Raw genomic sequence first — 16,247 nt, 5'->3', positions numbered from 1 at the left:
TTTGCTGACCCGAGACCACCAGTTTCGAGCCAGGTCAGTCGTTGACCTCCAGACCGCCGGCCGGGCCGGGAAATCCTGGCTATCGCTACCGCCTGGTGCCGGCAGAAACCGTGGATACCTGTGATGACAACACCTACTGCCGCCGCCGCGGTCGACCTGGACAACCAACGGATCGACCGCATGGTCCCACTGGTCACACCGGCCCTGCTGCACCACGAACTGCCGCTCAGCGCCAAAGCGGCAGACACCGTGCGACGAGGTCGTGAGACTGTCCTGCGCGTTCTGGACGGTACGGACGACCGGCTGCTCGTGATCACTGGGCCATGCTCGATCCACGACCCCGCCGCGGCACTCGACTACGCCGACCACCTCGCCACCATGGCCGGCCGGTTCACCGACGACCTCCTGATCGTCATGCGCGTGTACTTCGAAAAACCACGAACGATCGGTGGCTGGAAAGGCCTCATCAACGACCCCCACCTCGACGGCACCGGCGACGTCAACCATGGACTGCGGATCGCCCGGCACCTCCTGCTCGAGCTCGCCGAACGCGGCCTGCCCGTCGCATGCGAATGGCTGGACACCACCATCCCGGCGTACCTCGCAGACAGTGTCTCGTGGGGCGCTATCGGCGCCCGCACAGTGGAAAGCCAAAACCACCGCATGCTCGCCAGCGGCTTGTCGATGCCGGTCGGGTTCAAGAATCGCCGCGACGGCGACATCACCGTGGCCATCGACGCGATCCGCGCGGCGGCAGCACGTCACGTCGTTCCTGGCGTCGATCCCGGCGGCCTGCCCGCCATCCTGCATACCGTCGGCAACCCCGACTGCCATCTTGTGTTGCGTGGCGGCAATTCCGCGCCCAACCACAACGCCTTGTCTGTCCACACAGCACTCAATGCGCTGCAGGACGCGGGTCTGCCCCGCCGGGTCGTGATCGACGCCAGCCATGACAACAGCCGCAAAGACCACCACCGGCAACCTGTCGTCGCCGGGCAGATCGCCGACCAGGTCAAGGACGGCCAGCACGGCATCGTCGGCGTCATGCTCGAATCCAACCTGCACGCTGGTCGCCAAGACCTGCGCCCCGGCCAGCCACTCACGTACGGTCAGTCCATTACGGACGCCTGCATCGACATCCCGACGACGCAGACCGTATTGCAGACCCTCGCCACAGCAACCGCGGCTCGCCGCCGCCTCGGCAAGTAATCTCGCCGGGGTCAGTCACTCAACGGGATGGTGATGATCGGAGTCAGGCCGTGAACGTCGGCCTTTTCCAGTTCCACCACTGCTTTCCGGCCACTGATCCGGAGTGTGCCCAGTGCGTTGGTCATGTACGGGCCCGCGAGCTTGCGCCAGTCCAGAGGCGGTCGCAGGGATCGCTTTCCCAGTACGACAGCCAAAGCGCGGGACCAGCCGATCCGGAACAGCGGGTGGAAGATGCGGGGGATCCGGTTGTGCATGGGGGAGCAGACCAGTTGGTACACCTTGGCGTTGACCGGGGTGTCGAAGCTCGCCTCGGCCACGTAGAGATGGTGCACGTCGCCCGAGAGCACGCACACGGTCGCCGCTGAGCCGGAGGCGGAACGCTGCACGAGCCGGGTCAGGCGGTCGAATGACGTCTTGAACGCAGGCCAGTGTTCCTGGTCGACGGCCCGGCGGATCTTCTCGGCGATCCGGCCGGGTAGTCCGGGCCGGGCGCTGGCGGCTTCGTTGGCTGTCTGCATGGCGCTGATCGCGTGTGGCATCAGCCAGGGCAGCGACGAGCCGATCAGCAGGTGGTCGTACGAGCCTTCGGCGTTGGCCTCGATCCATTCGAACTCGTCGTCGCTGACGATCGAACGCCGTCCGCTGGACAGGATCCGGCCCGCTCTGGTGTCGATCATCAGCAGCCGGACGCGCCCGAAGTCACGCCGGAAGCTCCACCGCGTCGTCCTGCGGCCGTTCGCCTCCCCGGTCGCCGACTGGGCGAAGTCCCGCAGCACCTCGGTGGCGTCCTCGGCGGCACGGACTTTCGCGTACGTCGCGTCGGCGGCCAGCTCGTCCGGGTGCAGGTTGCCCAAGTGCTGATACACCCAGTACGACATGAGGGCACTTGTCTCCCGCTCGGCCCACCACGGCTTCTCGGCCATGTGGTCGCGCCAGGCAGGCGAGGTGTTCCAGTCGTCGATGACTTCGTGGTCGTCGAGGATCATCGAGGTCGGCACGGTCGACAGCAGCCAGCGCACCACCGGTGTCGACCACGCCTCGCGGTAGAGGTGCGCGTACTCGTCGAAGTCGGCGACGCCGTCCGGCTCACCGGTCCCGCGCCGGTCGGCGATCCACCGCCCGGTGGCCTTGGACGTCTCGTCGGCGTAGATCTGGTCGCCGAGCAGCACCAGCGAGTTCGGCCAGTGCACGGGATCCTGTCCGGCCATTCGCCGCGCGTAGGCGGCCAGCGCGTCCGTGCCGAACACGCGCTGCTCCTCGGCGTCGTCGCTCTGGGGCATCCGGCACGACCCGAAGACCACGGTGACGTCGTCCGAGATCGCGGGAATCCGGCTCGGTGGCAGCGTCGTACCGGCTTCGGGCCAGACCTGGGCACCGTCGAGATGAACCTGGTACGGCGCACCCGGTGTGAACCCCGTGACCACGACGAGCGCGTAATGATGGCCGCTGACTTGGAAAGTCTCTGCCGAGCACCCGGCGATCGTGACGGTGCACGGCCCGTCGGTCTGCACCCAGATCGTCGCCGACGAGTCGTCCACGTGCCGCAGCACCGGACCCAGCACAAGATCGGTCACGCCGTGAATTCAACACGACGGTCGCATCCCGAACGCCACGACATCAAGCGTCCAGCGAGCCGGGTGGGAAGAGGTCGGGCCGGGCGGTGCTCAGGAAGCTGGCGGTTTCGGTGTACACCGCCTTGGCCTGCGCCAACCGGCCCAGCTCGGCCAACCGGTAGGCAAGGTTGCGCATGCTGCCTTCGAGATCGGGCAGGAAGGTTTCCGGCCGATCCGCGGCCAGCCGACGGTAGTGCTCGACGGCTTCAGTGATCGGCGCCAGTGCCTCGTCCATCCGGTTGAGCTCGGACAGCCGGTGCGACAGGTTTCCGAGGCTGGTCGCGAGGTCCGGCAGGAACTCCTCTGGCCGACCGGCCGCCAGCCGACGCCGGAGCTCGACGGCTTCGGTGATCGCCGCCAGCGCCGCCTCGGACTGCCCGGCGTGAAACAGCCGTCCTGACAGGCTGTTGAGGCTGCTGGCGAGTTCGGGAACGAAGGCGCCCGGTGTGGCCGTCGCCAATCGGCGATAGATCTCGACCGCCTCGGTGCACGCGGCCACGGCCTCCTCTTGCCGGCCGTCGTCCTCCAGGTCCATCCCATGGTTGTCAAGGCTGCCAGCCAGTCGCGGCAGGAATGTCTCCGGCTCAACGGCTGCCAACCTGCGGTAGATCGCGACGGCTTCGGTGCTCGCCGCAACAGCCTTGGCCGCCTCCCTTAGTTCGGCGAACCGGTTGGACAGGTTGGTCAATCTGTAGGCGAACAAGGGAACGTCCGGCAGCGTCCTGGAGATGTCGACGGCTTCGGCGAAGGCCGTCATCGCCTGCCGCGGCTGCCCCAGAGTCCAGTGCCGGGCGGCCAGAATGTCCAAGCTCTCCGCGAGTTCGGCTGCGAAGGCGCCTGGTGTGGCCACGGCCAACCGGCGGCGGATTTCGACTGCCTCGGTCATCGCCGCCAAGGATTCCTCTGGCCTGTCCAGTTTCACAAGCAGGTTGGACAGGTTGCGCAAGAGGAGGGCGAGGTCTGGGGCGACGGCGTCAGGGCGTGCCGCGGCGAGCGAACGATAGATGCCGACGGCCTCGTGCTGGGCTGCCAGGGCTTCCTCTCCCCGGCCCTGGTCTGACAACAGTCCCGACACGGTGTTCAGGCTGTCGGCGAGGTTTCGCCGGAACAGGTCGGGCATCGCCTCCGCCAGTGCGCGATGGAGCCCGACAGCCTCGCTGCTCGCCAGCATGGCCTCGTCGTGGCGCCCCGCCTGGTGCAGCAGCCTCGCCATGACGCCCAGGCTCGCGGCACGGCCGGGCACGACCGCGTCCGGCCAAGACGCGGCGAACGCACGGTGGATGGCGACCGCTTCAGTGATCGTCTCCAGCGCCTCTTCCCACTGGCCCAGATCCTCCAGGTCCGCGGCGAGACCGTTCAAGGCGTCGGCCAGCCCGAGCTGGAACTCGTCCGGCTGGTCGGCGGCCAGGGTGCGGTAGAGGCTGACGGCCTCCCTGCTCGCCGCCAGCCCTTCTTCGCCGTGCCCCTGCTGGACCATGGCTCCCGCGAGGTTGATCAAGCCGTCGGCCAGTTTGGGGAGATAGACGTCCGGCTGGTCGGCTACCAGCGTGCGGTAGAGCCCGACTGCCTCGGTGATCGCCGTCAGCGATTCCTCCCACCGGCCCAATGCGATCAACCGCGCTGACAGGTTGTGCAGACTGGTTGCCAGGGAGGGAATGTTGTTGTCCGCGCGGTGCTGCGCGGCGAGCCGCCCGCTCATGTCGGCAGCCCATGCGGCGAGGACGTGACTGCTCGCCGGGAGGGCGTCGGAGAGGATTTCCAGTTCCCGCACCGGGAACGCGGGGTCCTCGACGATCCGGTGCAGGGCGTCGATGAGTGGTCCCGGACGCTCGACCTGGACGATCACCCGGACGGCTGGCAGAGCGAGCGTGGCGTGATGCCGTACGCACAAGCTCGTCAACCACTCATCGAGCCGCGCCTGCAGGATCGGATGCCCTACGGCGCGGGAACACAGGGTGAGCAGCCGTTCGGCCGGGTCCTGCGCGAGATCGATCACCAAGTGGTCGAGGAAGTCGGGCTGACGCTGGATATGACGGCCAAGGAAGCGCTCTGCCAGAAGGTCGGGCTGCAGGACGTCCCACGGCCGTGCGGACACGACGGGCGGATAGAGGTCGGCGATCCAGCGGCGGACCGCGTCGACGCGGATGCGAGGCTGATCGGACAGGGTGGGCACCCGGGTGAGAACTGCGTGGGCGTCAACGCTGGTGGCTGCGTCGAGGACGATCGCCGCGATCAGCGCGTCGGTCAGCGTTTCCATGCTCAGGGACTGGTCGAGGCCACGGGCACGGGCGATCATCGTCCAGTAGCGCAGTTCGTGTACCAGCAGCCGGTCTATGACATCGCCGGCGCCGTCCTGAACGACGGTGGGGTAGGCGGCATCGAGCAGATCGGCCAACGCCGTCATGTGCAAGGTCAGCGCGCTCTGGAAGCCCGCACCTTCCACAACGCGCTCCGGCAGCCGCTCAGCGATCGGCAGCCAATCGATGTCGGTGTGACCGCGTACCGCGGGCAACGCGGCCGCGAAAGCGGCCACTGCGTCCCGATAGCCCGCACGCCGTCCTTCGAGCTCGGGTTCCAACGGGGGCAACGGGATCGCGGCGGCACCATCCAGGATTTCCTGCGCCGGCGCCGATTCGGCTGGCAGAGTCTCCCACCAGGTTCCCGCGGTGCGTGCCATGAGCAGCACCTTGATCGGGCTCACAGTAGGGTGCCGCGCGCAGGCCTCAAGCAGTGCGTCGAGCTGATCGATCCGAGACTCGGCGTAGTCCACGACCACCAGCAGTGGCGCCGCCGCCGCGGCCACGGTACTGAGCTGCTCCCGCGTGGCTCGTGGGTCCAACCACACCGTGGTCCACTGCGCGGGCAACCGGCCTGCCAGCTCCCGAGCCAGGCGCGTCTTGCCCTGGCCGCCCGGTCCATGCACGAGCCGCACGCTCACACCAGGCAGCTCGGCCCACCCGAGCAGTTCGCCCAGCAGCTCGTCACGGTGCCGGAACGGCACGATCTCACGCCGAGGCTGCACCAGGGACGCGGCGGACATCACCAGACCGGCGTACTCCGGCTCGACCACGTGCTGGAACTCCGCTGGCTCCAACACAATCCGGCCATCGGCATGCTCGGCCAACGCAGCGCGGAACCGTTCGTCGTGAACCAACACATAAGCGGGTACAGCCTCCAGGCGCGCGTGCCCCCAGCCAGCCGGATCCGACGCGATGACCCCGGTGAGCAGATCTCCGCAGAACAACGCGGCGCCGGACAACCCGCCCCACGGCGAGCCACCTTGGGGCGGCGGCTGATCGAGCGAGAGCACGTAACGGTGGCCCACCGCCCGGTCACCCGGGTTGATCGTGCCGCTGGGCTGCACCGTCTCCGCCGGCCGATCCCGGCGTTGCACCACGTCCGGCAGCCCCCACGTCTGTCCGTGCGTGCCGGGCAGGTTGGTCACCAACCGGCCCCAGCGCACGCGCGGCAGCACACCGCCGTCCACGATGGCGCGTTCGAGCCGGACCAAGGCCGCGTCGTCACGGCCGCCGGGAGTGCCGCGCCACACCACACTGCCACGGACGGTGTCCGGGTGACCAGGCCGGAACACCACGACCTCAGTCCCGGCTTCGCCGACCACATGGGCCGACGTGAGAACCAGTGCCGCGGTGACCAGATACCCCGAGCCGGGCACAGTGGGGCCGGAGACACCCACAACCCGCACCCGGTCCACCAAACCCCCTTAGCGCTGCAGGTCGTCCTCGCCTTCGACACCAGGACCGGGTGCGCGCGCCGGGTCGCCGGAGATCATCAGGTCCTCGCCGTCCGGGGTGGTCGGGGTGACGGTGAGCTTGACCTTGTGGGTCCGGGCGCGTGCGGCCCCGACCTCGGCGTCAGCGGACAGCACCCATGCTTTGAACCCGGTCTTCGCCTTCGCGTCCGCCCGCAGCTCGACGGCGAACTCCAACTCGATCGGGCCGACCTTGAACCCGATGTGCTGCCCCGGGTCGTGCCGCGCGGCCGCCTCGATCAACTCGTCGCGCAACGCCGTCACCGCGGCGGCCAGATCAATGTCCACGTCCGAAGGTCGACCTTCCGTACCGCGACGTTACGGTTCGGACGCCGTCAGGGGAGTCTGGACACCTGATAGTGGGCGATGAGGTCGTCGCGTACCAGCACGCTGAGATATACGTTCAGTGCCGGACGGTCGGTGAAGGAGAAATCGACGCTCAGATAGCCGAGTACCACGTCGTCGGAAATCCGGCGGGTTTCGAGAATCTTGTACTCCGCTGTCAGGCCGAGCGGCTGGGAATCGTAATACTCGGCCACTGCCTCGCGGCCTACGCCGTAGGGATGTAAGCCCTGGAAAATTGCGTCCCTGGTGAAATTCTCGGCTACCCGCTCGGGTTCGTGTGCGTCGACGGCGTCCTTCCACCGGTCCATCACGTCCTGCAGGATCGTTGTCTCGTTCATGTCAGTGCCCCGCGCTCTGGCCACCGTCGACGTGCAGGATCTCGCCCGTGACGAAGCCGGCTTGTTCCAGGTAGGTGATGGCGTCGACCACCTCGTCGATCTCGCCGAGACGGCCGACCGGATGCAGTGCGGCGAGGAAGTCATGCGTCTCCGGTGCGTGCATCGGTGTGCGGATGACGCCGAGCGCGACGGTGTTGACGCGGATGCTTCTGGCTGCGTACTCGGTCGCGAGCGACTTGGTGACGGCGTTGATGCCGCCCTTGGTCAGCGACGCGAGTGCCGACGGCAGCGGGGAAAGCGCGTGGTCGACCAGGGTGGTGGACACGTTCACCACGTGGCCGGGATCGCCTTGGGCAGCCATCGCCGCGATGGCGCTGCGGGAGATGTCGAAGAAGCCGCGCAGGTTGGTGCCGGTGACGGCGTCGAAGTCCTCGTCGGTGTACTCGGTGAACGGCTTGGCGATGAAGGTGCCCGCGTTGTTGACCAACGTGTCGACCCGGCCGAATCGGGCAAGCGCTTGCTCGACGACCCGGGCTCCTTCGCCCGGTCGCGACAGGTCAGCGCGCACGTTCAGCACCTCGGGGTCGTCCGAAATGCCGATGGACCGCGACACGGCCACTACCGAATAACCGAGCTTGCGATATGCCGGAACGAGAGCCGCGCCAATTCCCTGCGATGCGCCCGTGATGATTGCCACCTTGCGAGTGGACATATCGAATACCTGCTTTCGAGGGAGGAACGGAACTTACGTTCTGATCGTGCGCGCGCACGAGTTGCCGCGCCACGACTTGTTTCCTCCCTCGTGAGAGGTTCAGTCTCCGAGTGGCCGATGCGGGTCGTCCCCGGGCAACCACACGCCCTTTTCCCGCAGGCCGAGGTCGCCGACGTCACGGGTGATGGCGTGGGCTGCGGCCAGCACGGTGGCTCGGACCTCGTCTTCCCGCCATACGAGCGACCACGTCCACACCACCTGCGGGTCGATCACCGGGCGGTGGACGAGATCCGGCGGCAGCGGCGTGTTCTGTCCCTTGGGTGAGTTCAGTACCGGCGTGGTGCATGCCCGGACGTGGTCGAAGAACGCGGGTCCGGTGATGGCGCCGTTGTGGATGCGCACAACGCGAGCGCCGGTGTCGCGGGCGAACTCTTCGGCGTAGGAGTTCCAGGACGCCCATGATGTGACGTCGTCGTCCACAAGCACCGCGATGTCCTGTGCCCGCACCGGGCTGGTGTCCGTGCCGGTGGACACCGCGTAGAGCCGGTCCGCGCCGAGCAGCCGGCCCACCAAGCCGTGCTGGGTGAGATCCGCGGTGCGTACCCAGCACACGGCCAGGTCGAGGCTGCCGTCGGCCACGCGTGCCGCCTGCGCGTGCGACGGCACCACCCATGTGTCCACGTACAGCTGGGCGACACCGGACGTGCGCTTGGTCAGATCAGGCGGCAGCCAGTTGACGTAGCCGATGCGCACCGGCTCGGACCCGGACAGCTGCTGAGCCCGGCGACGCAGTTCGTCGGCGCGATCGAGCAGTGCGCGCACCTCGGGCAGCAGCGCCGCACCGGCCGCGGTCAGTGTGACCGTCCGGCGGTCACGAGCGAACAGCGGCACACCCAGGTCGCGCTCGAGGGCCTTGATCTGTTGCGACAGTGACGGCCCTGCGATCAGCAACCGAGCCGCTGCCCGGCCGAAGTGCAGTTCCTCGGCGACCGCGACGAAGTACCGGAGCTGGCGCAGTTCCACAGCGGAATCCTAGGAGGTTGAGCCTCTCACACGAGAGAAAACATGTCGTGGCGGCGAGTTCGGGCCAGTCGCACGATGAGGCCATGACACGAGAATTCATCGTCGAGATCACCACGACGATCCCCGACGGCGTCTCGCCCTCCGAAGTGGACGAACGTCGTGCGGCGGAAGCCTTGCGGGCCAAAGAACTCGCGGCCAACGGAAACCTGGTCCGGCTGTGGCGGCCGATCGGCGAACTGCGCAGCACCGGCCTGTGGCGCGCCGAGGACGAGCACGACCTATGGGTGAACGTGCTCGACACGCTGCCGCTGCGGTCCTGGATGGCCATCACCGTCACCGCGGTGCAACCGCACCCGAACGACCCCGGCCAGTCTTGAGCGCACGTCAGGCCGCCGCGGCGCTGGCGGCGGGTATGGGCATCGGGCGTTTCGCCTACACGCCGATCCTGCCGTTGATGGCCGCCCAGGCCGGTCTCACTGCTCAGGCGGGAGCGAGTCTTGCGACCGCCAACTACGCGGGTTACTTCGTCGGCGCGCTCGCCTGCACAGCCATTCCGGGCCTGAGCCGTTCCCAAGCCGTGCATCGCTGTTCGCTCGTGCTGCTCGTGGCCACACTCGCCGCGATGCCGCTCACCCACAGCACGGTCGTCTGGCTGGTGCTCAGGCTCATTGCGGGCCTGGCGAGCGCGCTGGTGTTCGTGATCGCCGTCGGCGCACGTCCGGGCTGGGGCATGGGCGGCATCGGGGCGGGGATCGCCTTGTCTGGCCTGGTCGTGCTGGCGCACGCGCAGTGGCAGGTCGCGTGGTGGCTGGCGGCGGGGTTGTCCGCACTGCTCGCCGTCGGTGCGTGGACGCTGTGCCCAGGCACGCCAGCTACATCTGCGACGCCGTCGGCGGACGCTCCTCGACGATGGTTCGTCGCGCTGTTCACGAGCTACACCCTTGAAGGCGTCGGTTACATCATCGCCGCGACGTTCCTTGTCGCCGCTATCAATGGGCCGCTTGGCAGCGGCGCCTGGGTGCTCGTCGGCCTCGCTGCGGCCGGTTCACCCGCCCTGATGCTCCTGTTGGGCCGCCGTTGGGCGCAGACCCGGCTTCTCCCGGTGGCTTTGATCATCCAGGCAGCGGGCATCGCGTTGCCCGCACTCGTCGGTGGACCCGTGGCTGCCTTGGTCGCGGCTGTCCTCTTCGGTGCCACGTTCGTCGGGATCGCGACGACAACCCTCGGCATTGGCGCGCACCTGCGGGTTCCTCGCGCGGCTTCCGCGTTGACCGCAGGGTATTCCGCCGGTCAGATCCTCGGCCCGCTGCTGGCCGCTCCGCTGCTGCACCACGGGTACCATCTCGCCCTGCTGCTGGCCTCGGTGATCGTTCTGCTCGGCGCGGTAGCCGCGAACGGACTCAGGACGGCCGCCAGGCCGCGCTCTTTCACCGCTGGAGGAACCGGGTCCTGAGTCCGGGAAACACGCCGAAACATTTCGGCAACCGCTTTCAATGATCATCTCGTGCGAATCCGGAGAAGCTGTCGTTGACAGTGCTGTAACACGTCCATTACCCTCCGAAAAGGTTTTCGGCACTCGCGAATCCCGCCTGCCTTCGGGAAGTGATGCGTATGCGCAGATCAGCCGCCGTCACCGTTTTGGTCGCATGTGGACTGTCCATGGCAAACCCCGTTACCGCGGCACAGACGATTGGTTACCCCAGCTTCACGGGGCCTGCCATTGCTCAGCCGCCGGTCGCGTACACCACCAACGACATGATGCGGGCCATCTACGACCAGGAGAGTCAGGGCACTGACTTCTGGATGGACCGCCTGCTAGCCCGGCAGGGCAACGATCCTGCTGGTACGTGGTTGATGACGCGTGGCCGTGCCGTGTTCATGAAGACGCATGATCCGGCCGTGATCGGATTCGGTGGCCAGGTCGCGTATTGGGAAAGCATCCACAACCGCGGTGCGTACTCGATCAGTCTTCCCGGCACGTTCACCGAGAACGTCAGCCAGCGCGTGCAGGCACCGAGTTACTGGAAGGGCTTGTACACCAGTGGCTCCCTGCGGGTTGAGGCGCTGAAGTTCATCACGCACAACAACGTGGCGGTCACCAACCTCACCGTTACCAACACCGGGAGCAGTCAACAGTCCGTGCAGATGCGGGCCAGTTCGCCGTACGCCAAGACCGTGGAAGGCAATGAGCTCACCGGAAGTGTGGACGCGAAGAACAAGCTGACCACGGTGTTCCCCAGGCTGGCCGGCGACGGGTTCACGGTGAGCGGCACCGATCTGACCCGCTCGATCACCGTCCCGTCTGGCCAAAGTGTACAGACAAAGGTCGTCATGGGGTTCGTGACCGAGGAGATCCCGGCATCGCTGACCGAGTACCAGTCCTACCGGGCCGCGACTCCCGCTGCGGCCCATGCCTCCCATGTGCGTGCCTACAACCGTTGGTGGGCAGACAATGTGCCGTATTTCGACGTCCCGGATCCGGCGATCAAGAAGCACATCTACTACCGCTGGTGGCTGATGCGCTTCAACTACCTCGACGCGGACATCCCCGGCAACGACTTCCAGTTCCCCACGTCGGTCGAAGGCGCGTTGGGGTACAACAACGCGATCGTGTTGACCGTGCCGATGTTCGTCGACGACCTGAAGTACCTGCGCAACCCGATGTATTCCTTCGGGCCGTGGGTCTCGGCCGGAGAGGTGTCCCGTAACCGCCGGTACACCGACAATCCCGGCGATCCGGAGAACTGGAGCAACAGCTATGCGCAGTACATCTCCGAAGCGGCATGGCGTAGTTACCAGATCCACGGCGGGCAGCCAGCGATCGCGGGCAACCTCGCCCGCTATGCCGAGCAGGACGTCAAGGGACAGCTGGACTTCTACGACCAGGACCGCAACAACCTGATCGAGTACGACTGGGGCGCGCTGACCGGCAACGATGCCGACGCCGTTTCGTTCCACTGGCGCGACGGGCGTCTGGACCGCACCGAGTCCGCGTACGTCTACAGCAACGCTTTGGCTGCGGCGCAGGCCTACGACACGGTCGGCAACACCGCGAAGGCCAACGAGATGCGTGCCATCGCCGCCCGTGTTCAGCAGGCTGTCGTGAACGTCCTGTGGAACCAGCAGGCTCAGGTGTTGCAGCACAGGCATGTGGCGACCAACTCGTTGGTGCCGTGGAAGGAGATCAACAACTTCTACCCCTACTCGGTCGGCCTGATGCCGAACACCGCTCAGTACCGGGAAGCGCTGCGGTTACTGGCCGACGAGAAGGAATACCCGATCTTCCCGTTCTACACGGCCAACCAGCGGGACAAGGCCGCCGCCGCGGCCGCGGGCAAGCCGGGTACCAACAACTTCTCGCAGATCAACTCGACCGTGCAGTTCCGGCTGCTGTCCTCGGCGCTGCGCAACTACCCGACCTCGTACGTCACCACGGAGATGTACAAGAAACTGCTGTACTGGAACGCGTGGGCGCAGTACGTCGGCGGCGACACCCGGTGGCCTGACTCCAATGAGTTCTGGGCCGACTGGAACGCCGCCACCAAGACCATCGACTACCGATCGTGGATCCACCACACGACACTGGGCAGCAGCAACTGGACGGTCGTCGAGGACGCGATGGGCCTGCGGCCACGTAACGACGACAAAGTCGAGCTGTCCCCGATCAACATCGGCTGGTCGCATTTCACGGTCAACAGCCTGCGGTATCGCAACAACAACCTGACCATCGTCTGGGACGACCCCGCCGACGGTGTCACCCGGTATCCGGGCGTGCCGCAGGGATATTCCGTTTACGTCAACGGAACTCGGGCCGTCACCATCGACCGCCTCACTCATGCGGTCTGGGATCCGCGGACCGGCGCGGTGACGTTCCTCGGACAAGCGGGAACCGTGCTCCACAGCACCTCGGTGCCCGGTATGCAGGCACCCAGCCAGGTCGTGCACACCGACGCACGGATGGTCGACGTGTTCGCCAAGGCCGGTGTGAACCTCCAGTCGAACAGCCCGAACCTGGCAGCGGGCGCCACCGCTTCGGCCTCGTACACGGCCACCGGGACAACCGCGGCGGCTGCCGCGGACGGCTTCACGATCAACGAACCGTTCTGGGGGAGCAAGGGATCACCGAACGCGCAGGACCACTACGAACTCGACCTGGGCTCTGCCAAGACGTTCGACGACGTTCGCGTGCATTTCCGCAATGACAGGGCAGGGTATGCCGAACCCGCGATGTACCAGATCCAATACCTCAACGGAAGTACATGGGTGACGCTGCCAGGCCACAAGACACCGGCAGTGCCAAGGTCCAACTACAACCGCGTGCAGTTCCCCGCGATCACCGCACAGCGGGTCCGGGTGGTGATGACGCATCAGCCCGGGCTGAAAACCGGACTGACCGAGATGAAGATCTTCAACACCGGCAGTCCACCGACAGCCACGAACACAGCACCCTATGTTCTCGCGAGGCGCGATCCGGCCGTGAACCAGCCAGGGCAGGCGAGGCTGCTCGGCAAGGTCAAGGACGACGCCCTGCCGTCCGGCACGTTGACCACGACGTGGTCCAAAGTAAGCGGCCCTGGCAACGTCGTCTTCGACGCTCCCAACACGGCTAACACCACGGCGTCTTTCAGCGCTCCCGGCACATACACGCTCCGGCTGACCGCCAGTGACGGTGCCGCATCCACGTCGTCTCAAGTGACCTTGACCAGTACACAGGGCGCCTTCAACCTCGCTCCGTCCGCCACACCGTCCGCCTCGTACACGTCTGCATGGGAAAGCGTGGCGGCAGTGAATGACGGGTTCGAACCAGCAAGCTCGAACGACAGCCCGCGGTGGGGCACGTGGCCGGAGACCGGCCAGCAGTGGGCCGAACTCACTTGGGCACAGCCTCAACGCGTGAATGCCGCCGCGCTGTACTTCTTCGACGACGGTGGGGGAGTCCGGGTGCCGAGTGCCTGGAAACTCCAGTACTGGAACGGTTCCGCGTACGTCGACATCCCGAGTCAGTATCCGGTGGCGGTCAACCAGTTCAACAACGCCACCTTCGCCGGTGTGACCACAACCCGGTTGCGCGCAGTGCTCACCTCAGGCGCCGGATCGGTCGGGTTGGTCGAGTTCAAGGCACTGGCGGAGACTCCGGTTTCGCTCAAGCGGGTGCGGTCGACCGACCAAGTCAGCATCACGTTCGTTGAACCCGAGAACATTGTGACCACTGTCGGTGTGGCACCTGTGTTGCCGCCGACCGTCACAGCGACCTTCAACGACGGCTCGCGCGACAACGTCACCACCTCAGTGACTTGGGCCGCTGTCGATCCGTCGCGTTATGCGCAACCAGGGACCTTCACCGGGACTGGCCAGGTTCCGGGCACATCCCTGATCGCACAGGCGAACGTGGAGGTGAAAGCCAATGGGTGAACTCAGCCGTAGAACCGTACTCCGCGCCGGTGCTATGGCGACCGCGGCCACCACACTGGGCGCTGGCCCTGCCTCGGCCGCCGACATCGGTGTCTCAGCGGATGCCTTCCCGCTGTCCGCAGTGACCCTGTTGCCTGGTCCGTTCCAGGCCAACACCAGCAGAACGCACAGCTACCTGCTCTTCATCAACCCGGACCGTTTGCTCCACACATTCCGGCTGAACTACGGCCTGCCTTCATCGGCAACGCCGTGCGGCGGATGGGAATCACCGACCACGGAGTTGCGCGGACACTCCACTGGGCACCTGCTGACGGCATTGGCCCAGGCGTACGCGAGCACCGGACGCGCGGAGTTCAAGTCCAAAGGCGACTACCTCGTCGCCGAACTGGCCAAGTGCCAAGCCAGGGCGCCCTCGCCCGGCTACCTCTCGGCGTTCCCGGAGAGCTTCATCGACCGCGTCGAAGCCCGCCAGCCGGTGTGGGCGCCGTACTACACGCTGCACAAGATCATGGCCGGTTTGCTGGACATGCACACGCTGGCTGGCAACGCCCAAGCGCTGACCGTGCTCACAGGCATGGCCGCGTGGGCAAAGCGGCGCAACGACCGGCTCACCCTGACCCAGCGGCAGAACATGCTGGACACCGAGTTCGGCGGGATGAACGAGGTGCTGGCGAACCTGTACCAGCTCAGCGGGAACCCCGAGCACCTCGCTGGCGCACGGCACTTCGACCACGCCGAGATCTTCGACCCGCTGGCGGCGAACCAGGACCGGCTCAACGGATACCACGCCAACACCCAGATCCCTAAGGCCATCGGCGCGATCAGGGAGTACCACGCCACCGGCGAGACCCGGTACCGCGACATCGCGGTCAACTTCTGGAACATCGTCACCCGGGATCACACCTACGTGATCGGCGGCAATTCCAACGGCGAGTACTTCAAGGCGCCGCGTCGGATCGCGAGCGAACTGAGTGACACCACCTGTGAGTGCTGCAACTCCTACAACATGCTCAAGCTCACGAGGCAGTTGTTCCGCACCAACCCGCAAGTGTCCTACGTGGACTATTACGAACGGACGCTCTACAACCACATCCTCGGTGCGCAGAACCCGCAGTCGGCACACGGCTTCCACTGCTACTACGTCCCGTTGCGGCCCGGTGGGATCAAGACGTACAGCAACGACTACGACAACTTCACCTGCTGTCACGGTACCGGCATGGAAAGCAACACCAAGTACGTCGACAGCATCTACTTCTTCAGCGGAACCACGTTGTACGTCAACCTGTTCATCGCCTCCGAGCTGCGCTGGCCCGGCCGCGGCATCACCGTCCGGCAGGAGACGCGGTTCCCGGAGTCGCCGTCGACGAGGCTGACATTCACCGGGTCCGGCCAGACCGCACTGAAACTGAGAATTCCGTCGTGGACCTCGGGTGTGCGGATCCGTGTCAACGGCACGAACCAGAACGTGCCGGCCACACCGGGCACCTTCGCGACGATCAACCGCACGTGGGCCAGTGGTGACGTCCTGGAGCTCGACCTGCCGATGGTGTTGAACCGTGAGGTCACCCCGGACGACGGAAGCGTGCAGGCCGTGAAGTACGGCCCGATCGTGCTTTCCGGCGCGTACGGCACCACGAATCTGTCCACAATGCCCACACTGAACCCTGCGTCGATCCGTACGACGAGCACACCGCTGCGGTTCACCGCGACGGCAAGTACCGGGCCGGTGAACCTGTTGCCGTTCTACGCCATGCACGGCCAGCGGTACACGGTGTACTGGAGGATCGGCTCCGCTGCCCCATAAGGGAATGCGATAGGAGGAG

At 66.3% G+C, this 16,247-nt stretch carries 11 protein-coding genes; 5 read left to right on the top strand and 6 right to left on the bottom strand.

The window, feature by feature from the left end; translation table 11 throughout:
- Window positions 1-123: 123 nt before the first annotated feature.
- Complete coding sequence (locus tag B9C43_RS43690; RefSeq protein WP_084433276.1) at window positions 124-1,209, top strand: 3-deoxy-7-phosphoheptulonate synthase; 1,086 nt, start codon at window positions 124-126, stop codon at window positions 1,207-1,209.
- 11 nt (window positions 1,210-1,220) lie between these two features.
- Here the strand turns inward: B9C43_RS43690 and B9C43_RS43685 are convergent, their stop codons facing one another.
- The 6 genes from B9C43_RS43685 to B9C43_RS43660 form a co-directional block, all read right to left on the bottom strand.
- A complete protein-coding gene (locus tag B9C43_RS43685) occupies window positions 1,221-2,783 on the bottom strand; it encodes an alkaline phosphatase D family protein (protein ID WP_084433275.1) in 1,563 nt (520 codons plus the stop codon).
- A 43-nt stretch (window positions 2,784-2,826) separates the two neighbouring features.
- Window positions 2,827-6,537, bottom strand: coding sequence for a tetratricopeptide repeat protein (locus B9C43_RS43680; RefSeq protein WP_143447016.1), 3,711 nt, complete (start codon window positions 6,535-6,537; stop codon window positions 2,827-2,829).
- A gap of 9 nt (window positions 6,538-6,546) precedes the next feature.
- Window positions 6,547-6,882: a trypco2 family protein gene (locus B9C43_RS43675; protein ID WP_084433274.1), complete on the bottom strand. Its 336-nt coding sequence runs from the start codon at window positions 6,880-6,882 to the stop codon at window positions 6,547-6,549.
- A gap of 47 nt (window positions 6,883-6,929) precedes the next feature.
- On the bottom strand, window positions 6,930-7,277 hold the full coding sequence (locus B9C43_RS43670) for a YybH family protein (RefSeq protein WP_033383633.1): 348 nt from the start codon (window positions 7,275-7,277) through the stop codon (window positions 6,930-6,932).
- A 1-nt stretch (window position 7,278) separates the two neighbouring features.
- Entirely contained in the window at window positions 7,279-7,989 is a 711-nt protein-coding gene (locus tag B9C43_RS43665) for an SDR family NAD(P)-dependent oxidoreductase (RefSeq protein WP_084433273.1), read from the bottom strand.
- A 99-nt stretch (window positions 7,990-8,088) separates the two neighbouring features.
- Window positions 8,089-9,012 (bottom strand): LysR family transcriptional regulator, encoded by a 924-nt coding sequence (locus tag B9C43_RS43660; RefSeq protein WP_084433272.1) that lies wholly within the window; start codon window positions 9,010-9,012, stop codon window positions 8,089-8,091.
- Window positions 9,013-9,095: 83 nt separating this feature from the next.
- Between B9C43_RS43660 and B9C43_RS43655 the strand changes: the two genes are divergently transcribed.
- The 4 genes from B9C43_RS43655 (at window position 9,096) to B9C43_RS43640 (ending at window position 16,228) form a co-directional block, all read left to right on the top strand.
- Window positions 9,096-9,389: a muconolactone Delta-isomerase family protein gene (locus B9C43_RS43655; protein ID WP_084433271.1), complete on the top strand. Its 294-nt coding sequence runs from the start codon at window positions 9,096-9,098 to the stop codon at window positions 9,387-9,389.
- Window positions 9,386-10,465 (top strand): YbfB/YjiJ family MFS transporter, encoded by a 1,080-nt coding sequence (locus B9C43_RS43650; protein ID WP_235039199.1) that lies wholly within the window; start codon window positions 9,386-9,388, stop codon window positions 10,463-10,465. The genes B9C43_RS43655 and B9C43_RS43650 overlap by 4 nt, the downstream gene beginning before the upstream one ends.
- A gap of 206 nt (window positions 10,466-10,671) precedes the next feature.
- Complete coding sequence (locus B9C43_RS43645) at window positions 10,672-14,424, top strand: discoidin domain-containing protein (protein WP_235039198.1); 3,753 nt, start codon at window positions 10,672-10,674, stop codon at window positions 14,422-14,424.
- Entirely contained in the window at window positions 14,417-16,228 is a 1,812-nt protein-coding gene (locus tag B9C43_RS43640) for a glycoside hydrolase family 127 protein (RefSeq protein WP_143447015.1), read from the top strand. Before B9C43_RS43645 ends, B9C43_RS43640 begins: the two co-directional genes overlap by 8 nt.
- The last annotated feature ends 19 nt before the right edge of the window (window positions 16,229-16,247 follow it).

The organism is Kibdelosporangium aridum, assembly GCF_900176515.1.
GTDB lineage: Bacteria > Actinomycetota > Actinomycetes > Mycobacteriales > Pseudonocardiaceae > Kibdelosporangium > Kibdelosporangium aridum.
The sequence above is the reverse complement of the archived record's forward strand: the minus strand, read 5'-3'. Positions and strand labels throughout refer to the sequence as shown.